Source organism: Caproicibacterium argilliputei (assembly GCF_029211325.2).
In the GTDB taxonomy this organism is placed as follows: Bacteria; Bacillota; Clostridia; order Oscillospirales; family Acutalibacteraceae; genus Caproicibacterium; species Caproicibacterium argilliputei.
Genome location: NZ_CP135996.1, coordinates 2,587,420 through 2,608,862, shown reverse-complemented (window position 1 = coordinate 2,608,862; position 21,443 = coordinate 2,587,420). Strand labels below are relative to the sequence as shown.

Below are 21,443 nucleotides of genomic sequence, written 5' to 3'. Positions count from 1 at the left end.
ACTATAAAAGATTACCAAAATCCCATACATACAGGAGCTGTTGGCTATGCAAAAAAGCGAATCTCAGAAAGACAGCGTGCCGCTCTATCTGTTTCATCAGGGGACGAATGTGCAGGCTTACGACTATATGGGGGTACACAAAGAGCAAACCGGCGCGCAGACGCAGACGGTTTTTCGCGTTTGGGCGCCGAATGCCTGCAGTGTTTCGGTTGTGGGGGACTTTAACGAATGGGACCCGCAGCGTTGTTCCTTGCGAAAAATCAGCGGGGGCGTGTGGGAGGGAACGCTTCCACAGGTGCTTCCGGAGTTTGCACGCTATCAGTTCTGTGTGACAGGGGCAGACGGCGTGCAGGTGTACAAAAGTGACCCGTATGCGCGATTCTTTGATACGCGCCCCGGCACCTCCAGCAGATACTGCGAACTGGATGGCTACCGCTGGGGCGACGCGGCGTGGCAGCACCACAAGGAAACCGCACCGCACTATGACCATCCGGTGAATATATACGAGGTGCATCTGGGCTCGTGGCGGCGGTACCAGGACGGCAACGTGTTCAGCTATGATAAGCTGGCGGAAGAGCTGGTACCCTATGTCAAAGAAATGGGCTACACCCACATGGAAATCATGCCGGTGACGGAGTATCCCTTTGACGGTTCCTGGGGGTACCAGGTTACCGGGTATTTTGCGCCGACTTCCCGCTACGGTACGCCGAAGCAGTTTATGCACTTTGTGGATGCCTGCCATCAGGCGGGCATTGGCGTCATTATGGACTGGGTGCCCGCACACTTTCCCAAGGATGCGTCCGGGCTGGCGCGCTTTGACGGCACCGCATGCTATGAGTACGCAGATCCCCGCAAGGGTGAACACAGGGACTGGGGCACGCTGGTGTTTGACTATGGCAGACCGGAGGTCGTTAGCTTTTTGATTTCGAGCGCGGTGTTCTGGCTGGAGCAGTACCACATTGACGGAATTCGGGTGGACGCCGTTGCCTCTATGCTGTATCTGGATTACAGCCGCAAGGACGGCGAGTGGGTGCCGAACAAAGACGGCGGCCGGGAAAATCTGGAGGCCATTGCGTTTCTGCAGAAGCTCAACGAAGCGGTTTTCGAACGGTTTCCCACGGTGATGATGATTGCAGAGGAGTCCACCAGCTGGCCGATGGTCAGCAAGCCGACCTACATGGGCGGGCTGGGCTTTAACTATAAGTGGAATATGGGCTGGATGAACGACATGATGCACTACATGGCGTTGGACCCGCTGGGGCGCAAGTACAACCAGAAGGACGTCACGTTTTCTTTCTTCTACGCCTTTGCAGAAAATTTCATTCTGCCCATTTCCCACGATGAAGTGGTGCACGGCAAGTGTTCCCTGATGAACAAAATGCCCGGCACCGCAGAGCAGAAATTTGCCGGTGTGCGGGCGTTCATGGGGTACATGATGGCGCACCCGGGCAAAAAGCTGCTGTTTATGGGCACAGAGTTGGGGCAGTTTATTGAGTGGAACTATGAGCAGGAATTGGACTGGCTGTTGCTGCAGTACCCGCAGCACGAGGCGCAGCACCGCTTTTTCCGAGAACTGAATCAATTCTACCTGAAAAACTCTCCCCTGTGGGAAATTGATTTCAGCTGGGAGGGCTTTTCGTGGATCAGCAGTGATGACTGTGACCAGAGCGTGATTGCGTTTCGCCGCTTTAACAAGGCACATGAGGAGCTGCTCATTGTCTGCAACTTTGTGCCGGTTGAGCGGCCGCAGTACCGTATTGGTGTGCCGTATGACGGTATTTATGAAGAAGTCTTCTCCACGGATTGGAGCCGCTTCGGTGGCAGCGGTTTGTCAAACGGCAGGCACCTGGTCAGTGAAAAGGAATTTCCGATGCACGGCATGGAGCAGTCTGTAAACCTGCACCTGCCGCCGCTTTCTACCATTTATCTACGGAAAGCTGCCGAACAGACGGCAGTGAAACCCAAAGCCCGGATACAGAAGCCGGCACAGACAGCCAAAAAGCGCACCGCCAGACAGCCAAAACCGGTGCTGAAACCATAATGGGTGCAAAAGCAGAACCAAAGAAAGCGTATACGAAGGAGGAACAAAATCATGTTGCCTAAACAAGAAGTAGTGGCGATGATCCTGGCGGGTGGCCAGGGGAGCCGGCTTGGGGTGCTGACAAAAAAGCTTGCAAAACCAGCGGTTCCCTACGGCGGGAAGTACCGAATTATCGATTTCCCGCTTTCCAACTGCGTGAATTCCGGCATTGAAACAGTTGGGGTGCTCACCCAGTACCAACCGCTGGAACTGAACGAATATATCGGCTCCGGTCAGCCGTGGGATTTGGACAGTATGAATGCGGGGGTGCGGGTGCTGCCACCATATCAGCGCAGCAGAAAGTCAGATTGGTACAAGGGAACCGCCAATGCCATTTATCAGAATATGCCGTACATTGAGCGTTACAGCCCGGAGTATGTGGTCATTCTTTCCGGCGACCATATTTACAAGATGGATTACTCACAGATGGTTGCCTACCACAAGGAAAAGAATGCGGACTGCACCATTGCGGAAATCGAAGTTCCTATGGAGGAAGCACCGCGTTTCGGTATCCTGAACACCAACGAGGACAACTCCATTTATGAGTTTGATGAAAAGCCCAAAAAGCCAAAAAGCAACAAAGCCAGCATGGGCATCTATGTATTTACCTGGAGTAAGCTGAAAAAATATCTGGAAGAGGACGAAGCCACTCCGAAAAGCAGCAATGACTTTGGGCATGATGTGCTGCCCGCCATGCTGCAGGCAGGCGAGCGGATGTTTGCGTACCCTTTTGAGGGATACTGGAAGGATGTCGGCACTGTCGAAAGCCTCTGGGAATCCAACATGGATTTGCTCAACCCCAACATTCCGCTGGATTTATCAGAGAATACTTGGAAAATCTACTGCCGCAATCCGGTCATGCCGCCGCACTATATTTCCAAGGACGCCAAGGTGCAAAATTCACTGGTGGCAGAGGGTGCCAATGTGTACGGCGAAATTGACTTTGCGGTTCTGTTCTCCGGTGTTTACATTGCGCCCGGCGCGGTGGTGCGCGATTCGATTATCATGCCCGGCACGCGCATTGAGGAGGGCGCGGTTGTGCAGTATGCCATTGTTGCGGAAAATACGGTTATCGGCAAAAACGCGGTGGTCGGCCAGCGCCCGGAGGATATGGACGATAAGGACGAGTGGGGCGTGGCTGTGGTCGGCAGCGACTGCATGGTGCAGCCCGGCACAGTCATTCCGCCAAAGGCAATGGTGGATGCAGAAACAATGGCAGAGGAGGCGCAGAAGAAATGAATGTGAACCATGTGCTTGGCATTATTTTTGCCAATATGCACGATGAAAAAGTGCGTGAGCTGACAGAAACGCGCGCCATGGGCAGTGTGCCGTTTGGTGGGCGCTACCGCTTAATTGACTTCACGCTTTCTAATATGGTGAATTCGGGGATTAACAACGTCGGCGTGATTACCAAAAGCAACTATCAGTCCCTGATGGATCATCTTGGTTCCGGCAAGGCATGGGACCTTTCGCGCAAGAGGGAGGGGTTGTTTATGCTGCCGCCCTTTTCTAACGGCAGCGCAGAGTACAACAACCGGATTGAGGCGCTTGCGTCGGTGATGCGCTTTCTTTCTCACTCAAAAGATGAATATGTGTTTATGACCGACAGCGACTATGTTTGCAACATCGACTGCAAAAAAGTGCTGGCTTCCCACATCAAAACCGGTGCGGACGTTACGCTGGTGTACCGCTATGGACATATTCCAGAGAAGTATGCCTCTCCGGTGGCTTATGAGATTGACCCGGACGGCATGGTGCGGGATGCCCTGGTTGGGCCGCGAGACGAGGGCGACTGCAACTACGCCCTGCCGATGCTGCTGATTGGGCGTGATCTGCTGATAAAACTGATTTCCGACTGTGTCAGCCGCAATTTGTACAACTTTGAGCGTGACTTTATTCAGCGCAATATTGCTAACTATCGCTTCCACGGCTATGAATTTAACGGGTTCTTCCGTTCTATCTGCAGCATGAACGACTACTTTGAATCCAATATGGCACTGATGCAGCCGAAGGTGCGCAGCGAACTTTTTACGCCGAATCGCCCGGTTTACACCAAGGTACGCGATGATATGCCCACCCGCTACGGGCTGGGCAGCGAAGTTTCCAATAGTCTGATTGCAGACGGCTGCGTCATTGAGGGCAGCGTCGAAAACTGTGTGCTGTTCCGCGGGGTACACATCGGGAAAAACTCGAAAGTGAGCAACTGCGTGATTATGCAGGACAGCATGATTGGGCAGGACTGCAAACTGGACTATGTTATTATGGACAAAGACGTTGTAATTAAAGAGGAACGTTCGCTGATGGGGTTCCAGTCCTACCCGGTGTTCATCAATAAAGGCAGCGTGGTGTAAGGTGCACGCGGAAACCGGCACAGCCGGCAACTGAAACAGGAAGGGATGATTTTTCATGAAAATCTTATATTGCACAAGTGAAGCGCGGCCCTTTGCGGCGACCGGCGGTCTGGCGGATGTGGCAGGTTCGCTGCCGCAGGCCCTGCGGCAGCGGCTGATTGGCTGCCGTGTGGTGATGCCGCTGTATGAGGACATTCCGCAAGAAATGCGGGACGGCATGAAGTTCGTCACCAGCCTATCCGTGCCGGTCGCGTGGCGGCGGCAGTACTGCGGCGTGTTTGAGGCGCGCGCCGGCGGGGTGATTTACTACCTGATTGACAACCAGTATTACTTCAAGCGCAAGGGGCTGTACGGGCACTACGATGACGCGGAGCGCTTTGCGTTCCTGTCCCGTGCGGCACTGGAAATGCTGCCGTACCTCGACTTTAAGCCGGACATTATTCACTGCAACGACTGGCAGACTGCCATGGTGCCGATTTATTACAGCCTTTTTTACGCCAACAATGACTGGTACCGCGGCATTAAAACCGTGATGACCATTCACAATATTCAATATCAGGGCAAATACGGCAAGGAACTGGTGGAGGATGTGCTGGGCCTGCCCAAGAGCGACCTGCCGATTCTGGAGTATGACGACTGCGTCAATATGCTGAAAGGTGCGATTGAAACTGCCAACCGTGTGACCACCGTCAGCCCGACTTACGCGAAAGAAATTCTGGACCCGTGGTATTCCAGTGGACTGGATGGCATTTTGAATCAGCGTGCGTGGAAGCTTTCAGGCATTCTGAACGGCATTGACACGCAGTCCTACAATCCGGAAACGGACGAAGAGATTTACGCCCCCTACACAGCGGATGACCTTTCCGGCAAGGCGGCAAACAAACAGGCTTTGCAGGAGCGTTTGGGGTTGGAGCAAAAGGCGGATGTGCCGTTGGTAGGCATGGTGACGCGGCTGGTTTCGCACAAGGGGTTGGATCTGGTCAAAGAGGATTTGGACTGCCTGATGCGGGAAACGGATATGCAGTTTGTGGTTCTCGGCAGCGGCGACTGGGAGTACGAAAAGTTCTTTCAGGAGATGCAGAGCCGGTATCCGGGGCGGCTGTGCGCGTGCCACGGGTTTGTGCCGGAGCTTTCCAGAAAGATTTATGCCGGCGCGGATATTTTCCTGATGCCAAGCAAAAGTGAGCCATGCGGGTTGTCGCAGATGATTGCACTGCGGTACGGAACAATTCCGGTGGTGCGCGAAACCGGCGGCCTGAAAGATTCCATTCAGGACAGCGGCGATGGCAAGGGAAATGGCTTTACATTTCAAAATTACGACAGCACAGATATGAATCATGCGGTTCGGCGTGCGCTGGATGGTTATCGGGAGCCGGAAGGCTGGAAGGTCCTTGTACAGCGCGCCATGCACTGCGACATGAGCTGGGGCAAGTCCGCCAACGAATACATTCGGATGTACCGTAACCTCCTAAAAGCAGACTGATGCCTGCGGGGAAGCCCCCGCAGGCGGTGTGCTGAAGCTTACGCGGGGAAGCCCCCGCAGGCGGTGTGCTGAAGCTCACGCGGGTGCGCTCTCTTGTCTTTTACAGTTTGCGTCAGGGTGAAGTCAGCGCTTCGACAGGTTGCTTTCCATCGCTTTCTCAGAAAGCGACTGGGGGTGCGGGGAAGCCCCCGCAGGCGGTGTGCTGAAGCTTACGCGGGCGCGCTCTCTTGTCTTTTACAGTCTGCGTCAGGATGAAGTCAGCGCTTCGACAGGTTGCTTTCCGTCGCTTTCTCAGAAAGCGACTGGGGGTGCGGGGAAGCCCCCGCAGGCGGTGTGCTGAAGCTCACGTGGGCGCACGCTCACGTCTTTTACAGTCTGCGTCAGGGTGAAGTCAGCGCTTTTCATAAAAACAGGACGGCACTTTTTGAAGTGCCGTCCTGTTTTCGTTCTCGCATTGCAAGAATGTGCGGTTTCGTTTATACTAAAAGCATTGAATGTGAAAAGAGGAGAAATCTTTATGACTTACACAGATGCACAGAAAGAAATCCTTTGGAAAGTGTTTCAGCACCGCCGCTTTCCGATTGTCCGTTTTGAACTGCACCGCGAGGGTCAGCCAGAGCTTTGCAGTATCGCGCTGAATGATGTCTATATAGAACAGCCCCAAGACAGTATGGAACTGGTCAAAGAACGTGGAAAAGCCCTGCACTCATTAACGGAACAAGGTATCCTCACCGTAGATTATTCAACTCGCGTTTGGGTGCAGGGAGATTACGATGTTTACTATCGCAGCAAACTGTACGAGGAACTGTGCCATGCCGTGATGGAAAGTTCCAAAAACCCCGCCGCTGTCTTTAACCTGCCGTATATGCGCAAAGGCTACGCCGGCTTTACTTCTTCTTTTTTGGCTTCTCTGCCGCAGCTGTAGGCGCACCCATGCGCAGCTCCGCCTGCTGCAGAAGCGTAAACAGGGACGAAACCAAGGAGGGGTAAGACTCTGAAAGCTTTTCTGGGCTTAACGCGGGCAGCTCCGACTTTGGCAGCCCCGCGAGGCTGTCCAAGTCTTCGCCGGAAAGCAGGCAGCAGATGTTGGAAAGCGCGATTTCCGCACCGGCGGCAGCGCGGCCGTCTGCCAGCTTTTCCCGGATGGTAAACATTCCTTGCGGATTTTTGGGGTTGGCAGAATACACGGTGCGAAACAAACGGTAAACTTCACAGAATAAGTAAGCGGATGTTTCGTTTGTAATGTCTTCATTTCCGCAGTTGCCCAGAATGGAATACAAAACGGACAGGGAGTTGAAAAGCAGCGCTTGCCCCATGGATTCCTGCGCCGCGCGGGAGATGGCGGCGGGCTGTGCAATCTGTACCGTTGCGCCGGTGGGGTGCGGTGTGCGCCCCAGCAGGTAATCGCACGAAACATCGTAAAAATCCGCAATTTTGACTACAAAGTCCAGCCCGCATTCGCGGATTCCCTTTTCATAGTGGGAAAGCAGTGCTTGAGAAACACCAAGACTTTCGGCAACAGCCTTTTGGCTCAGCCCGCGCTCTTTGCGCAGCAGCGTGATGATACGCGGAAAATGGCTGTTCAATCCTGTCCCTCCCACTCGAATTTTTTCATTTCGTGTCGATTTATAAAATAAACGTAATGTAAAGTATAAACCAAAATTAACAAGTTGTAAACCACTAGATATTGCGGTGGAAAGTAAGAAAAGGAGCTATATCATGCACTCGTATTTAATCCATCTGGTTCGCCACGGCTTAACAGCCGGAAATTTAGAGGGACGCTACATTGGCAGCACCGATCTTTCTCTGTGCGAGCAGGGCAAAGAGGAGCTGAAAAAGCTGAAAAAGCAGCATCCGTACCCGGCGGCGCAGGTGTGCTATTCCAGCCCGCTGCGCCGCTGCCTGCAGACGGCGAAGCTTCTTTATCCCGAGTTGACGCCGCAGGTGGTGACGGACTTTCGGGAAACAAGCTTTGGAGAGTGGGAAAACAAGACCGCCGCGCAGATTGCCAAGGAAGACCCCAGTTTCGCCGCCTGGATGGAAGGCGGCAAGCAGGTGACACCGCCCGGCGGGGAAGACGGCGGTTGGTTTATGCAGCGCACCTGCGCTGCTTTTGAGCACATGGTGGATGGGCTTCTGCGGCAGGATATCCGCAGCGCGGCGGCGGTGCTGCACGGCGGCTCCATCATGGCGATTCTGGCGGCTTACGGTCTGCCGCGTGCGCAGTTTTACGACTGGATGACCCAGCCGGGCTGCGGCTACTCCCTGCGCATTACGCCCGGCCTGTGGATGCGTTCTATGGTGGCGGAGGTGTATGAAACCATTCCGCCGCGCGAAGCGGAACAGACGCAGGAGGAAAAAACCGAGCGTATGGTGCTGGACGTTGCGCGCGAAGCCGCCAGCCGCGCGTACCCGCCGGAAAAAGGAACAAAGCCGAAAGAGTGAAAGTTTGACAAAAATAAATATAGAATAATTGACAAATATTTCTGCTTCTGCTAAAATCAGAGCAGAGGTGATTCCTGTGCACCGAACGAAGAAAAAGACAAAGACTGCGCTGTGTGTGCTGCCCGTCGGTTTGCAGAAGTTTCATGCGCATCCGCCGTTGGATAGAGAAGCAATTCGCTCAATTTCGGACAGTATGCGTAAGACTCGTATTTGCAAAAGAGGGTTGCATTTTATGAATTCGCAGGACACAATTTCTGTAAAGAATTTAGAAAAAAGTATCCGGAGTTTTGTTTGTCCGGCAGTACCTTCACAGTGGAACCGGGACAGATTGTTGGCTAATATCTGTTTTCCCCCTTACCGCGTGGAGTAGCAACACATAGTATATCTGCGTTACAACAGCTTAGATTTACGTTATAAAATTCTTCAGGAAGCACATATTATGCCAGAAAGCACCTTACTGATAACTTCAGTTATTCTGTGAGGTGAAATATATTTAAGGCAACACCGCACAGAAAAAAAGCTGCGGTAAGAAGCGAGATATGATAAAATAGGTATATGGATAAGCAGATGAGTATGTCAGCTCTGTGCGATGAACTGGCACAGGCGCGTACGAAGAAAAAAGAATTTCTCGAGCAGATTGAGCGCATCGTTCCATGGGGGAAATGGGTGGCCATGATCAAGCCGTGCTACTACAAAGGAGAGCACGGAAACAAGCCCTATGATTTGGAACTGATGCTGCGGCTGTATCTGCTGCAAAACCTATATAATCTATCCGACGAAGCAACGGTGGCTGAAACGATCGACAGTCGTGCCTTTTCGGATTTCTGCGGCGTGGAATCAAGCAATCAGGTGCCGGACGGGGATACGCTGGGAAGATTTCGTAATATTCTCATACAAAACGGTTTGCAGGAGCAGTTGTTTGCGCAGGTGGCAAATTTGCTGCAACAAAAGGGACTGCTTCTGAAAAAGGGTACCATTGTGGATTCCACCATCATAGCCGCTCCGTCCTCCACGAAAAATCAGGAGAAGCAGCGAGACCCGGATGCACATCAGGTGAAGAAGGGCAATGCGTGGCACTTTGGCTACAAGGCACATGTTGGGGTGGATAAGGATAGCGGGCTTGTTCACACGGTTGAGGTAACGGCCGCCAATGTCCATGATGTCGCCATGACCTCCAAACTGCTGACCGGAGAGGAAAGCGTTGTATACGGAGACAGCGGATATTTGGGAGCGGAAAAGCGCGAGGATGCCATTATAAAGAACAATGCTGGCAAGCGTATCCGTTACAAGTTCAATCGTCGCCCATCGCAAATCAAAAAGGGTTCCAACAGGTCGCAAGCCCAACTCAAGCGCAGAGAGCACGAAAAGTCATCGGTTCGTGCCAAAGTAGAACATGTTTTTGCCGTTGTGAAAGGTCTGTTACGGTACCGAAAGACGCGATACCGAGGTCTGCAAAAGCAGACCGCCAAACTGAATATGATGTTTGCGTTGGCGAATCTGATTCTGGCTGACAGGCCCTGCCTGTCAGTCTGATTGCGTTTGCCTTCGCAGATATAATTGGGAGAGTTCCTCGCTGTTTGCCGCCTTTGGCAGATGGCGTGGATTTTTTATGCCATTGTGCGGTGTTGCCTTAATATTTGGGAAGGTGTCCGCCTTGAAAGCTCGAAAACGTGTCAGGAATCGTGGGCAGCATATTGGCTGTTGTAATAGTGGCGTCTATCTTTATGGGTTTCCAGTTTATGCAGTACCGTGATGAACTGGTGCGGGTGTTTTACGGGCAGTTTCGGATTGCCACGTTTCAGGGGTGGGAAGATCGCCCTATACGGACACTTTTAGAGCGCCAAAGCTTTGATCGTGAAATGGATGGCTTGATTACCAATGTGAACGACAGGGAGTACGAGATTTCCGGGGAGCATACGGGCAAAGAACTGCGGGATTTCACCTGCTATGTCTATCAAAAGGACGACCAGTTGGTGCTGTTCAGCCCTGCAAAGGCGCGTTGCGCGGTTTTGAGCGAGCAGGACGCAGCGGCGCTGCAGGCGCTTTTGGCACCCGAAAATCTTGACAAGCGGGCAATCGGATAAAAAGTCTTGACACGCCGGTTTTGTTTGTGCTATGATGAATAAAAATCAATCGTTGACAAGGCAATGACGGGAATAAGGCAGACGTGCGCTGTTTCAGAGAGCCGGCGGGTGGTGTGAGCCGGTGCGGCAGCGTCTGCGCATAGCTCATCCCCGAGCCGCCGTCCCCGAAACCAAAGTAGGGGCGGACGTTTCGGCAGCGTTACTTGCCGGGGCCTTCTCCTTACGGACGAGGTCACTGAGGGCTTCTTTTGCGGAAGCTGAACAACTGGGTGGTACCACGAAGTAAATTCGTCCCAGACACAGAATTTCTGTGTCTGGGACTTTTTTTGTTGTACTGGGGTAAAGTCCACTCGCGCTGTGAGATGCCGACGATGCAAGTAGAGAAAAGGAGTGTTTGATGACGATGAACAGTGGCTGCAAAAAGTATATTCCCTTTCAGCAGATTCCCCTGCAGAACCGTGCCTGGCCGCAAAACACGATAACGAAGGCACCCGTGTGGTGCAGCGTGGATTTGCGCGACGGTAACCAGGCTTTGGTAGACCCGATGAATCTGGAGCAAAAGCTGGAATTTTTCAAACTGTTGGTTGACGTCGGCTTTAAGGAAATTGAAATCGGCTTTCCCTCTGCTTCTGAAACCGAGTATGAAATCTGTCGCGCACTCATCGAGCGTAACCTGATTCCGGACGACGTGACCATTCAGGTGCTGGTGCAGGCGCGCGAACATCTGATTCGTAAGACGTTTGAAGCGATTCACGGTGCCAAAAATGTGATTGTGCATTTTTATAATTCCACGTCCACCCTGCAGCGCAAGATTGTCTTTCGCAAAGATATGGACGGCATTGTGGACATTGCCGTGCAGGCTGCCAAGCTGATTCGCGCGCTGACGGAAAAAGAAGTGGCACAAACCGGCATGAACATCCGCTATGAGTATTCGCCGGAAAGCTTCAGCGGCACCGAGGTGGAAAATTCGGTGCTCATCTGCGACAGGGTTTTGGAAACCCTCGGCGCAACACCGCAAAATAAGGTGATTCTCAACCTGCCGGACACGGTGGAAATGTGTACGCCGAACACCTTTGCCGACCAGGTAGAGTACTGCATCCGCCACCTGCAGGGGCGTGAAAACGCGGTCATCAGCGTGCATCCGCACAACGACCGCGGCACCGGCGTGGCGGCAACGGAGCTTTCCCTGCTGGCAGGCGCTGAACGCGTGGAGGGCACTCTCTTCGGCAACGGCGAGCGTACCGGCAACGTGGACATCGTGACGCTTGCCATGAATATGTATTCACAGGGCGTTGACCCGAACCTGGATTTCTCGCAAATTCATCATGTACGCGATGTTTATGAGCGCTGCACCGGCATGAAGGTGCCGCCGCGCCAGCCGTATGCGGGCGATTTGGTGTTTACGGCATTTTCCGGTTCCCACCAGGACGCCATCAAAAAGGGCGTGGATTATATGCGTACACAGAACAGCCCGTACTGGGAGGTGCCGTATCTGCCCATTGACCCGGCGGACATTGGGCGCGAGTATGAGCCGATTATTCGTATTAACAGCCAGTCCGGCAAGGGCGGCGCCGCCTTTGTGATGCAGCAGGCATTCGGCTTCCAGCTGCCCAAGGCCATGCATCCGGAGTTCGGCGCGGTGGTCAAGGCTGCCTGCGATGAGGCAGGCCGCGAGCTGCTGCCCAAGGAAGTTTACAGCCTGTTCAGCCGAGAATATCTGGAGGTGAAGTCTCCTTATAATCTGAAAGCCTACAAGCTGCATGAGGAAAACGAAAATGAGGACGAAAATGCTGAAAACGGCACTGCCGTGCATTTTGAGGGGAACCTGCGGTTCCGCCATGAGGATCACCGCGTCAGCGCGGTGGGCAACGGCCCGATTGATGCGTTTTTCCGTGCGCTGGAGCAGGTGGGTATCAAGGACTACACCTTTGTGGCGTATCAGGAGCACGCCATTTCTCGCGGCGCAGACAGCAAGGCGGTTTCCTACATTCATTTGAAGAACCCGCAGGGCAAGGATGTCTTTGGTGTGGGCATTGACAGCAACATCAGCCTGGCATCCATTAAGGGCATCATCTGTGCCATCAATCGCAGTACCCGTTCGTAAAGGAAAACAAAGACCCGGCGTGCGCAGCAGCCCGCCGACAGAATGGAGGAACCACTCATGCAGACTTATCGGATTGCAGTATTAAAAGGAGACGGAATCGGACCGGAAATTGTGGAGCAGGCGGTCAAGGTGCTGAAAAGGGCAGGCGAAAAGTTCGGCTTTGGGTTTGCGTTTCAGGAGGCGCTGCTTGGCGGCGCGGCCATTGACGCAACCGGCGCACCGCTGCCGCAGGAGACCGTGGCGGCTTGCAAAGCGGCAGACAGCACGCTGCTGGGTGCCGTGGGCGGCCCGAAGTGGGACACCCAGCCTGGCGCCAACCGCCCGGAAAAAGGGCTGCTCGGCATCCGTGCGGCGCTGGGGCTGTTTGCCAATCTGCGTCCGGCAGTGATTTTTCCGGAGCTGCGCAGCGCTTCGCCGCTGAAAGAGGAAATTATCGGTGACAATCTGAATGTACTAATTGTCCGCGAACTGACCGGCGGCATTTACTTTGGCGAGCGCGGCAGATGCACAGAAAACGGCGCGGAAGCCGCCTATGACACGGAAAAGTATTCTGTGCCGGAAATTGAGCGTATCGTGCGCGTGGCGTTTGAAATGGCGATGAAGCGCGGCAAGAAGCTGTGCAGTGTGGATAAAGCCAATGTGCTGGAATCCTCCCGCTTGTGGCGCGCAACGGTGCAGCGCCTGCAGAAGGAATATCCGCAGGTGGAAGTTTCCCATCTGTATGTGGACAACTGCGCCATGCAACTGGTGCGCAATCCGCGCCAGTTTGACGTAATAGTCACCTCCAATATGTTCGGTGACATTCTTTCGGATGAGGCAAGCATGATTTCCGGTTCCATTGGGATGCTGGCATCCGCCAGCTTGAGCGCGGGCAAGGCAGGGCTGTATGAGCCGATTCACGGTTCCGCACCGGATATTGCCGGTACCGGTAAGGCAAATCCGCTGGCAACCATTCTTTCCGGCGCCATGATGCTGCGCTACTCGCTGGATCAGCCGAAAGCGGCAGACGCAGTGGAAGCTGCGGTTTCGGCAGCCCTGCAAAAAGGCCGTACCTGTGACATTGCTGAGCCGTCTCTGCCGACGCTTTCCTGTACGGAAATGGGCGATCTGGTTTGCAGCCTGCTGTAAGTTCATTTTGAGAAAAAGAAATGCCAACCCTGCGCTTGCGGGGCTGGCATTTCTGCTGTTCAGAAAGGTTTATTCATTTTTTCATCGGCAGGGTTTGCACGCGGTGCGCTTTCCGGGGCAGGCGGTGCGTCTTCTGGCAAAGGCTCGTTCCACGCCTGAAAGGCAAGGTAAAGACCGCCCAGTGCCGTCACAATGGCGACCGCCGCCGCTGCGATGGACCAGTTGTCCTGGTTCAGCGGGCTGAACACCATGGCAATCAGCGTGCACGCAAACGAAATGCAGAAAAAGATTTCAGACATTTTTCCATCGGAACACTCTAACACAGGAAACACCTCCAAAAGGAATGATTTAATGCACCGGGTACAGCCGGTCGGTAAGTGCGGCAAACTGCTCCAAGGAGAACTGCTCCGCGCGCATGGTTTCCGGCAGGCAAAGGGCTTGGAAGGCAGCCTGCACGGTGGCTTTCGGCAGCGAAAGCCCGGCGGAAACGGCATTGACAGCCGCCTTGCGCCGCTGACAGAATGCCGCCCGAACCACCCGGAAGAAGGATGCCTCGTCTGCTGTTCGAACAGGCGGCTGTTCGCGGATGCGCAGCCGGATGACCGCCGAGTCCACATTGGGGCTGGGCAAAAAGCTGCCGCGTCCCACCGGAAACAGCAGCTCCGGCTCCGCATAGTACCACACAGCGGCGCTGACAGCCCCACAGGCGCGGGTGCCGGGCGCGGCGCAGAGACGCTCTGCCGCTTCTTTCTGCACCATGACCGTCAGCGATTCAACTGGCAGTCTGCTTTCCAGCAGCTTCATGATGACCGGAGAGGTGATGTAGTACGGAAGATTGGCGCAGACCGCGATTTTTAGTCGGGGGAACTCCTGCGCCAGCAGGGCGGGCAAGTCCAGTTTCAGCACGTCGCCCTGCACCACATGGACGTTTTCATGTGCCGCCAGCGTTTCAGACAGCACCGGCAGCAGGCGGCTGTCCAATTCCACCGCGCAGACTTTCTCGGCTCTGGCGGCAAGCTCAGTGGTCAGAACGCCGATTCCGGGGCCGACCTCCAAAACGCCGACGCCCGCCGCGGCTCTGCACGCCTCTGCCATGCGGGGGCAGACGGTGGGGTTGATGAGAAAATTCTGTCCCAGCTTTTTGCTGAATGTAAAACCGTGCCGGGTCAAAACTTCCCGTATGGTGCTGATATTTGATAAATCCATCCCGATTCTCCTAAGTCAGTACAGAATCGCACCGTATTTTTTTGCAAGCGGCTCCAGAACCGCCGGTTCCAGTTCGCAGCTGCTGTCAATCAGCAGCCTGCCTTGAAAGTACCGCAGCGCCGCGTCCAAGACCGGCTTGCTGTCCGCGTGCACAGCAATCGGCTGACGCGTCAGATGCGCCGCGGCAGCCAGCAGGTCGGCATCCGCCAGGTCGTTGACCGTAACCAGTGTGACGCTTGCCGGTTCGTCATCCAACGCAATCAGTTCGTCCCCAAGCAGTGCGGAGCAGCGCAGCGGGCGGCTGCAGGTCAAGTCGTCTGAAAGGAAAAAGGCATCGCTTTCGATGGCTGCAGCATGGCTGTCCGGCTCTTTGGAAAGAGAATGCGGAACAAAATTCTTCAACGAACCCTTGAGTGCACGGATGTGTGCCGGCGTGGTCTGCAGACAGCCGCCTGCCGCCGAAACACCGGCATCCATCAGCCTGCGCATCGCCTGTGCCCAGGCTGTCGGTTCCAGCGCACAGTTGGTGGGGCGGGCAAGCAGCGGCACTTCGGTGTGCGGAAGCACTTCCCGCACCAATGGAATCATGCGGTCGGGTGGGCAGGTAAAGTGCAGACCGACTGCATCCGCGCCCATGGCCTGCAGCGTCAGCAGAACCGGCAGAAAGGCGGCGCCGGTCGGGGTGCGGCCCTCCTCATCCACAGTGACGGTCACAAGGACAGGCAGGTCGTTCGTACGCGCCGCCAGCACCAGCGCCCGCATATCGGCAAGCGAAGTTTGTGACGCCGCCAGCAGAAAGTCTGCCCCCGCTTTTTCCAGTGCACGCACTTGCTCCCGATAAAGACTGTAAATATCGTCAAAATCCGCTTTGCCGTGCGGCGGCACCAGCAAGCCGGACGGCCCCACCAGCGCGCCGACCAGTTTGCCGCCGGCATTTTTCCGGCTTAGGGCAACCAGTGTGCAGTTGAGCGCTTCCACTTTTTCGGCAAGGCCGAAGGGTTGGAGGCTGGCGCGGTTGGCATGAAACGTTGGCGCGAGCACGGCATCGCTTCCTGCGGCAAGGAAGCTTTGTTGTACGGCGCGCAAAGCGTCCGGATGCGCCGCTGCCCACTGCTCCATGCAGCAGCCCGCGGGCATTCCCGCCGCTGCCAGGTTAGAGGCGGCACCGCCGTCCAGCAGCAGGGGTAAAGGATAGGGGAAATCATCCACGCAAACATACACCTACTTCATAAAATCAAAAAACCAAAGATGCAGCAAAGCCTGCTTTTTACAGGAAAAAGCAGGCAGACCGTACCGAACCCTCACATGGACTCCGGCGCGGTGATTTTTAGCAGAGAAAGGACATTGTGCAGCACCGTGCGGACACAGGCGCACAGGTACAGCCGCGCCGCAGCCAAGGACGCTTCTTCGCCCTTAATGTGGCAGGCTGTGTAAAATTTGTGGAACAGTGTGGCGAGCGTCAGCGCGTAGCGTGTGATGCGCGCGGGATCGTAGTTTTTGGCGGCTTCCACAATCTCACCGGTGTAAGCGGAAAGGTGGCGGATCAGCTCAATTTCCTCCGGCGTGTTCAGCAGTGCAAGTTCCGCGTCTGTGCAGTCGCGCAACGCGGTGCCCTCTGCCGCCATGGCTTTAAACAGGCTGCAGATGCGCGCATAGGCGTACTGTACATAATAAACCGGATTCTGGCTGTCCTGCTGCACCGCAAGGTCGAGGTCAAAGTCCATTTCGGAGTTCGGCTCGCGCAGGTTAAACAGGAAGCGTGCGGCATCCACCGGCACTTCTTCCAGCAGCGTCACCAGTGTGATGGCTTTGCCGCTGCGCTTGCTTGCCTTGATGACTTCGCCGTCGCGCACCAGACGAACCATCTGCATCAGCAGCACATCCAGATTTTTGGGGTCAACGCCCAGCGCCTGCAGCGCGCCCTTTAAGCGCGGCACATAGCCGTGGTGGTCGGCACCGAGCACGTCAATGGCTTTGTCAAATTTGCGTACCATCAGCTTGTTGTAGTGGTAGGCGATGTCCGGCACCACATAAGTCGGCACACCATTTGCGCGCACCAGCACGAAATCCTCCGAGCCGTAGCCTTCGCCCTTGAACCAAACCGCGCCGTCCTTTTCGTAAGTGGCGCCTTTTTCTTTGAGCAGTTCCACCACGCGGGCAACGGCACCGTTTTCGTGCAGGGTGGATTCCCGAAACCAGTTATCGTACTGAATGCGGTACTTCAGCAGGTCGTCTTTCAGCCCCTGAATGTTCAGCGGCAGGGCGTAATCCACCAGTGCCTTGCGGCGCTCCGCTTCCGGTGCGTTGACGTACTTGTCGCCATTGCTTTCGGCGAATTTCTTCGCGTGCGTCATAATATCCGCGCCCTTGTAGCCGTCCTCCGGGAAAGGAACCGCATCTTCTCCCTTGTAAAGCTGCAGGTAGCGCGCTTCCAGTGACATACCGAATTTATTGACCTGGTTGCCGGCATCATTGATGTAGAACTCGCGCTCTACCTGATAGCCCGCAGCGTCCAGTACGGAGGCAAGGCAGTCGCCGATGGCGCCGCCGCGCGCGTTGCCGATGTGCATGGGGCCGGTCGGGTTTGCCGAAACAAATTCAACCAGAACGCGCTTGCCGCCGCCAAAGCAGCTGCGGCCGTAAGCTTCGCCGCAGCCCTGCACATCGCGCAGAACCGCGCTGTAAAATGCCGGTGTGTAAAAGAAATTCAGAAAGCCGGGGCCGGCAATTTCAAAGCGATCGAAAAACGTGCCCTCCAGAGAAAGGTGCCGCGCAAGCGCTTCGGCAATCTTGCGGGGCGCCATGTGAAACGCGCGCGCGCTGACCATGGCGGCATTTGCCGCCCAGTCGCCGTGGGCGCGGTCGGCGGGCACCTCCAGGGTAAAGCCGGGCAGCTCACCTGCGGGCAGCGCCTTCGCTGTCTGTGCAGCCGCTGCTGCTTTCAGAATTGCCTGCCGCAGTTGGTTCGTCGCTTCCTGTACGTGTTTTGACATCTTTCTGTTCTGCCTCCTTGACGGTTATACAAAGTTGATTGACACTGGAAAGGTTTGCATCCAGGTCAAGCGTATAGTTGACGGTCAGCCTGCCGCCTTTGTCGGTCAGCTGGTTGTCCACAGTTGAGGTAAAAACGCCCAGCATCATCTGACCGAAGTCTGTTGCGTACTGGCACTGGTGGCGCTTGCCCTTTTCGAGAATCAGGCGGGTGCCGTCCGCGCCGCCGCGCATGAGCGTGACACAGCGGTCACCCTCAATTTTTAAAATGGACGTCTGCGACTGGTTGGTTTCCTCGTCGTATCCCTCGTAGGAAATGTAGCGTTTGCCATTGCGTTCCAGATAAGTGCCGAACGCAGTCACCTCGACTTCCCCAGCCTCGTCATCAATCACTTGGCGGCCGCAGACAGAAATCAGGTAGTTTTTTTCCATGGAATTGCTCCTTCGTATTTCTCAATATCCACAAGCTGTACGGAGCTGTGCACATCCTCCCGCAGGAAGATGCCCGCCACCTTGGAGAATTCTTCGATGCGGTCGCTGACGTAAAACGAGCAGTCGCCGGGGCCCTGTGCCGCAAGCAGGTTGTTTTGCTCCAGCAGGGTACGGCAGTAGGCGGCGGTTTCACGCCCGCTGTCAATCAAGCGAACCTGTGCGCCCACGACCTCCCCGATGATGCGTTTTAAAATTGGGTAGTGCGTGCAGCCGAGGATGACGGTGTCCACATCCGCCTCTCGCAGGGGGGCGAGGTAGGTTTCCGCGACCTCTTTGGTGATGTCGGGGTGCTCCAGCATAAAGCCGGATTCCACAATCGGCACAAACAGCGGGCAGCTCTGCGCAAAGACCTGCAGCTGCGGGGAAATGGTGTGCAAAGCCCGCTGAAACGAGCCGCTGCGCACGGTTACATCCGTCGCAATAATGCCGATACGGCCGTTTGCGGTTGCTGCCGCCGCCGCACGCGCGGTCGGCTCCAGTACATCGGTCAGCGGTACGGGCAGCTCCTCTTTCAGCAGGGAACCCGCCACGCTGCTGGCGGTGCCGCAGGCAATGACAATTGCCTTGACATCCTTGCTCATCAGGAACGCCGCGTCCTGACGGGAATATTGGGTGATAATGGCGCGGCTGCGGCTGCCGTACGGCACGCGGCCGGTGTCGCCAAAATAGATGATTTGTTCATCCGGCAGAATGCGCAGCATTTCGCGCACAGCGGTCAGCCCGCCGAGGCCGGAGTCAAAAACGCCGATTGGACGATTATCCATATCTTCAAAATCCTTTGCTGTGATTCAAAATTGCGCGGTCAGATATAGCGCTTGCGCTGCTCCGCCAGCGTGATCAGTTCATCCAGCAGCTGACCGATGGGCTTGCCGCAGGCTTCCCAGAGTTTCGGGTACATACTGATGGCGGTGAAGCCGGGCAGCGTGTTCAGCTCGTTAAGCAGAATTTCATTGTGATTGCGCACGAAGAAGTCTACGCGCGCCAGCCCGGTGCAGCCCAGCAGCCGGTAAGCGCGGCAGGCGATGTGGCGCAGCTCATCGGCAACTGTTTCTTCCAAATGCGCCGGAATATAAAGCTCGCTGGTGCCGTTTTTGTACTTGTCGTCGTAGTCGTAAAACTCCGCATTGGAGCCGATTTCGCCGACGATGCTTGCCTGCGGGCATTCATTGCCCAGCACAGCGCACTCCACTTCCTGCCCGACAATGGCCTCCTCCACGACGATTTTGCTGTCCTGCAGGGCGGCCAGTGCCACGGCGGCGTCCATTTCTTCCATGTTTTTTACCTTGGAGATGCCCACGCTGGAGCCGGCGTTTGCCGGTTTGAGGAAGATGGGCCAGCCGAGGCGCGCGTCAATTTTGCGCTGGATTTTTTCACGTCCCTCGCCGCTGTAGTTTTCTGCAAAGAACCACAGGAAGTGTGCCTGCTTAATGTTCCAGCTTGCCAGCAGGGTGTGTGTGACCGCTTTATCCATGCAGCAGGCACTTGCAAGCGTGGGGCAGCCGACGTAGGGCACGCCGCTCAGGTGCAGCAGACCCTGCATGGTGCCGTCCTCTGCATTTTTTCCGTGCAGAGCGGGAATGATGCAGTCCAGACGGATGTTTTCGAAGCCGTCCGGCCCTTCGGTAACGATGCCGTGCACGGAAGTGTCCGGAGAGAGGAACGCCCGGCGGCAGGCAGCGGCGTCCGCAGCCCAAGCGCCGGAACGCATTGACGCGGTGGAACCGCTGTACAGCAGCCAGCGGCCGTCTTTAGTGATGCCGAGTTTCAAAACGTCATACTTGCTTTTGTCCAGACTGTCCGCAATGGTGGCTGCGGAAATGCAGGAAATTTCGTATTCGGAAGAGCTGCCCCCAAACAGAACCGCAATCGTTTTTTTCATCTATTGATTCCTCCGCGGCGCGGTGCCGCCCGGCGGCGGCGCACGCATCTATACTATTTTTTTCGATACGCCTTTATCATACCACAATCGGAAACCTGAAGCAATGTGCCGGCCTTATAAATGTATGGTGACAAAAGCCTTTTTATGTAGTATAATCAATGCAGAGTCGCGGGGCGTTTTCGCCGCTGCGCAGACGGAAAACAATGCCGCCCGCCGGACGGTTTTCTAATCAATCTACAGGAGTGATGGTATTGGAGCAAAAAGCGTTTGAGCAGGTTGTAATGCGTATGCGCGCTGTGCTGGAAAAGCAGGGCTATGTGCTGGATGAAAACAGTGTCCGGCAGGGAAAAACCAGCCTGCACGCCTTCTTTGTCGGGTCGGAGATGGCTTACGGCATTTTTTATGAATTTGATACAAAGCGCTTTGTACTGCGCTACTGCAGCGTGGAAAACGGAAAGCCGGAGGAAAAGTGGCGCAATCGCTCAGTCCTGCTGTTTGACCCCGAAAATGAAGAGGATGCCAGCCGCATGACGGACAGCATTGTTTCTGATTTTACGGATGAAGTCAGCGAGAAGGATAATACGGTCGCCGCCCTGCAGCAGGTGAAAAAGCACCGGCGCAAAAAAGGGGAGGAAAGCAAAACAGACCCGCTGTTTTTCTTTAATCGTTTGGTCAACGTTTTTCCGGAAATTCGCGAGGAACTGATGGTGGAACGTATCACGTACGGGCAGATCCGCACTGCCGCGTTTGCGACGGAGAAAGTCTTGCCGAAAACCCGCGCGCTGCTGCAGGGGGAGGCTTCGGAGGCCGTGACTAAGAAACTGGCGGATATTTACAGCGAACTGTACATGAACGGCGACGTTGACGTGCGTTCTGTGATTACGTTCCGCCTGCTGAATCCGCTTTCCGACGCGGAAGTGGCAAAGCTGGAGCCGTACTTTTCCAATGACATGAAGACCGGCTGCCAGTTTGCACGCAAGATGCGCGGCAAGAAAATCAAGCCCGAAAAGCCCAAAAAGCACCGCGCCATCGTTGCGGAAAACCTCAACGGTGTGCGCCGCTGAATGCCAAAAACCAATTTGCACCCTTGACAAGCGTGCGTGGAAGTTGTATGATAAGAATACCTCAATAAAGGGGTATTTTTTTTGTGCCCTTTTTAAGAGGGAGGCCGGGACACGCAGACTGTCCCAATATTTTTCC

19 protein-coding genes and 1 other annotated feature are annotated in these 21,443 nt (G+C 55.2%); of the genes, 11 read left to right on the top strand and 8 right to left on the bottom strand.

Going from position 1 to position 21,443, the window contains the following annotated elements; all coding sequences use genetic code 11:
• Positions 1 to 46 precede the first annotated feature (46 nt).
• From glgB to PXC00_RS12565, 5 genes are all read left to right on the top strand, one after another.
• A complete protein-coding gene (gene glgB / locus PXC00_RS12585; protein WP_275844077.1) occupies positions 47 to 2,041 on the top strand; it encodes a 1,4-alpha-glucan branching protein GlgB in 1,995 nt (664 codons plus the stop codon).
• Between the two features lie 51 nt (positions 2,042 to 2,092).
• Entirely contained in the window at positions 2,093 to 3,319 is a 1,227-nt protein-coding gene (locus PXC00_RS12580) for a glucose-1-phosphate adenylyltransferase (protein ID WP_275844076.1), read from the top strand.
• Positions 3,316 to 4,431: a glucose-1-phosphate adenylyltransferase subunit GlgD gene (gene glgD, locus PXC00_RS12575; protein WP_275844075.1), complete on the top strand. Its 1,116-nt coding sequence runs from the start codon at positions 3,316 to 3,318 to the stop codon at positions 4,429 to 4,431. The genes PXC00_RS12580 and glgD overlap by 4 nt, the downstream gene beginning before the upstream one ends.
• Positions 4,432 to 4,486: 55 nt before the next feature.
• On the top strand, positions 4,487 to 5,914 hold the full coding sequence (glgA, locus tag PXC00_RS12570) for a glycogen synthase GlgA (protein ID WP_275844074.1): 1,428 nt from the start codon (positions 4,487 to 4,489) through the stop codon (positions 5,912 to 5,914).
• Between the two features lie 517 nt (positions 5,915 to 6,431).
• On the top strand, positions 6,432 to 6,839 hold the full coding sequence (locus PXC00_RS12565; RefSeq protein ID WP_275844073.1) for a hypothetical protein: 408 nt from the start codon (positions 6,432 to 6,434) through the stop codon (positions 6,837 to 6,839).
• Here PXC00_RS12565 and PXC00_RS12560 read toward each other — a convergent pair.
• Positions 6,802 to 7,500 carry a helix-turn-helix domain-containing protein gene (locus PXC00_RS12560; protein ID WP_275844072.1) on the bottom strand — a complete coding sequence of 233 codons (699 nt, stop codon included), beginning with the start codon at positions 7,498 to 7,500 and terminating at the stop codon, positions 6,802 to 6,804. The two genes, PXC00_RS12565 and PXC00_RS12560, sit on opposite strands and share 38 nt — an antisense overlap.
• Positions 7,501 to 7,633: 133 nt before the next feature.
• On the opposite strand from PXC00_RS12560, the gene PXC00_RS12555 reads away from it, so the two are divergent.
• The 5 genes from PXC00_RS12555 (at position 7,634) to leuB (ending at position 13,675) form a co-directional block, all read left to right on the top strand.
• Positions 7,634 to 8,359 carry a histidine phosphatase family protein gene (locus PXC00_RS12555; protein ID WP_275844071.1) on the top strand — a complete coding sequence of 242 codons (726 nt, stop codon included), beginning with the start codon at positions 7,634 to 7,636 and terminating at the stop codon, positions 8,357 to 8,359.
• Positions 8,360 to 8,926: 567 nt separating this feature from the next.
• Positions 8,927 to 9,892 carry an IS5 family transposase gene (locus tag PXC00_RS12550; RefSeq protein ID WP_316935202.1) on the top strand — a complete coding sequence of 322 codons (966 nt, stop codon included), beginning with the start codon at positions 8,927 to 8,929 and terminating at the stop codon, positions 9,890 to 9,892.
• 161 nt (positions 9,893 to 10,053) lie between these two features.
• Positions 10,054 to 10,443, top strand: coding sequence for a hypothetical protein (locus PXC00_RS12545; RefSeq protein ID WP_275844813.1), 390 nt, complete (start codon positions 10,054 to 10,056; stop codon positions 10,441 to 10,443).
• A 54-nt stretch (positions 10,444 to 10,497) separates the two neighbouring features.
• Positions 10,498 to 10,742 (top strand) — a binding site (T-box leader).
• A gap of 104 nt (positions 10,743 to 10,846) precedes the next feature.
• Positions 10,847 to 12,547 carry a 2-isopropylmalate synthase gene (gene leuA / locus PXC00_RS12540; RefSeq protein WP_275844819.1) on the top strand — a complete coding sequence of 567 codons (1,701 nt, stop codon included), beginning with the start codon at positions 10,847 to 10,849 and terminating at the stop codon, positions 12,545 to 12,547.
• 57 nt (positions 12,548 to 12,604) lie between these two features.
• Entirely contained in the window at positions 12,605 to 13,675 is a 1,071-nt protein-coding gene (gene leuB, locus PXC00_RS12535) for a 3-isopropylmalate dehydrogenase (RefSeq protein ID WP_275844812.1), read from the top strand.
• Positions 13,676 to 13,734: 59 nt separating this feature from the next.
• Here the strand turns inward: leuB and PXC00_RS12530 are convergent, their stop codons facing one another.
• From PXC00_RS12530 to PXC00_RS12500, 7 genes are all read right to left on the bottom strand, one after another.
• The gene (locus PXC00_RS12530) at positions 13,735 to 13,998 is read right to left on the bottom strand and encodes a hypothetical protein (protein WP_275844811.1); all 264 of its coding nucleotides are present in this window, start codon (positions 13,996 to 13,998) and stop codon (positions 13,735 to 13,737) included.
• 25 nt (positions 13,999 to 14,023) lie between these two features.
• The gene (gene rsmA, locus PXC00_RS12525; protein ID WP_275844810.1) at positions 14,024 to 14,881 is read right to left on the bottom strand and encodes a 16S rRNA (adenine(1518)-N(6)/adenine(1519)-N(6))-dimethyltransferase RsmA; all 858 of its coding nucleotides are present in this window, start codon (positions 14,879 to 14,881) and stop codon (positions 14,024 to 14,026) included.
• A gap of 15 nt (positions 14,882 to 14,896) precedes the next feature.
• Positions 14,897 to 16,090 carry a homocysteine S-methyltransferase family protein gene (locus tag PXC00_RS12520; protein ID WP_275844809.1) on the bottom strand — a complete coding sequence of 398 codons (1,194 nt, stop codon included), beginning with the start codon at positions 16,088 to 16,090 and terminating at the stop codon, positions 14,897 to 14,899.
• Between the two features lie 92 nt (positions 16,091 to 16,182).
• Positions 16,183 to 17,874 (bottom strand): arginine--tRNA ligase, encoded by a 1,692-nt coding sequence (gene argS, locus PXC00_RS12515; RefSeq protein ID WP_275844808.1) that lies wholly within the window; start codon positions 17,872 to 17,874, stop codon positions 16,183 to 16,185.
• Complete coding sequence (locus PXC00_RS12510) at positions 17,777 to 18,304, bottom strand: DUF1934 domain-containing protein (RefSeq protein ID WP_275844807.1); 528 nt, start codon at positions 18,302 to 18,304, stop codon at positions 17,777 to 17,779. The genes argS and PXC00_RS12510 overlap by 98 nt, the downstream gene beginning before the upstream one ends.
• Positions 18,286 to 19,128: a glutamate racemase gene (murI, locus tag PXC00_RS12505; protein WP_275844806.1), complete on the bottom strand. Its 843-nt coding sequence runs from the start codon at positions 19,126 to 19,128 to the stop codon at positions 18,286 to 18,288. The genes PXC00_RS12510 and murI overlap by 19 nt, the downstream gene beginning before the upstream one ends.
• Before the next feature lie 38 nt (positions 19,129 to 19,166).
• A complete protein-coding gene (locus tag PXC00_RS12500; RefSeq protein WP_275844805.1) occupies positions 19,167 to 20,243 on the bottom strand; it encodes a D-alanine--D-alanine ligase family protein in 1,077 nt (358 codons plus the stop codon).
• 251 nt (positions 20,244 to 20,494) lie between these two features.
• On the opposite strand from PXC00_RS12500, the gene PXC00_RS12495 reads away from it, so the two are divergent.
• On the top strand, positions 20,495 to 21,307 hold the full coding sequence (locus PXC00_RS12495) for a DUF7674 family protein (protein WP_316934993.1): 813 nt from the start codon (positions 20,495 to 20,497) through the stop codon (positions 21,305 to 21,307).
• Positions 21,308 to 21,443: the final 136 nt, after the last annotated feature.

Excerpts from the sequence above, each read along its gene's own strand:
- glgB (WP_275844077.1), top strand. The coding sequence starts at position 47 with ATGCAAAAAAGCGAATCTCAGAAAGACAGCGTGCCGCTCTATCTGTTT.
- leuB (WP_275844812.1), top strand. The coding sequence starts at position 12,605 with ATGCAGACTTATCGGATTGCAGTATTAAAAGGAGACGGAATCGGACCG.
- PXC00_RS12550 (WP_316935202.1), top strand. The coding sequence starts at position 8,927 with ATGAGTATGTCAGCTCTGTGCGATGAACTGGCACAGGCGCGTACGAAG.
- glgA (WP_275844074.1), top strand. The coding sequence starts at position 4,487 with ATGAAAATCTTATATTGCACAAGTGAAGCGCGGCCCTTTGCGGCGACC.
- PXC00_RS12555 (WP_275844071.1), top strand. The coding sequence starts at position 7,634 with ATGCACTCGTATTTAATCCATCTGGTTCGCCACGGCTTAACAGCCGGA.
- PXC00_RS12580 (WP_275844076.1), top strand. The coding sequence starts at position 2,093 with ATGTTGCCTAAACAAGAAGTAGTGGCGATGATCCTGGCGGGTGGCCAG.
- murI (WP_275844806.1), bottom strand. The coding sequence starts at position 19,128 with ATGGATAATCGTCCAATCGGCGTTTTTGACTCCGGCCTCGGCGGGCTG.
- PXC00_RS12565 (WP_275844073.1), top strand. The coding sequence starts at position 6,432 with ATGACTTACACAGATGCACAGAAAGAAATCCTTTGGAAAGTGTTTCAG.
- argS (WP_275844808.1), bottom strand. The coding sequence starts at position 17,874 with ATGTCAAAACACGTACAGGAAGCGACGAACCAACTGCGGCAGGCAATT.
- glgD (WP_275844075.1), top strand. The coding sequence starts at position 3,316 with ATGAATGTGAACCATGTGCTTGGCATTATTTTTGCCAATATGCACGAT.
- PXC00_RS12510 (WP_275844807.1), bottom strand. The coding sequence starts at position 18,304 with ATGGAAAAAAACTACCTGATTTCTGTCTGCGGCCGCCAAGTGATTGAT.
- PXC00_RS12500 (WP_275844805.1), bottom strand. The coding sequence starts at position 20,243 with ATGAAAAAAACGATTGCGGTTCTGTTTGGGGGCAGCTCTTCCGAATAC.
- leuA (WP_275844819.1), top strand. The coding sequence starts at position 10,847 with ATGAACAGTGGCTGCAAAAAGTATATTCCCTTTCAGCAGATTCCCCTG.
- rsmA (WP_275844810.1), bottom strand. The coding sequence starts at position 14,881 with ATGGATTTATCAAATATCAGCACCATACGGGAAGTTTTGACCCGGCAC.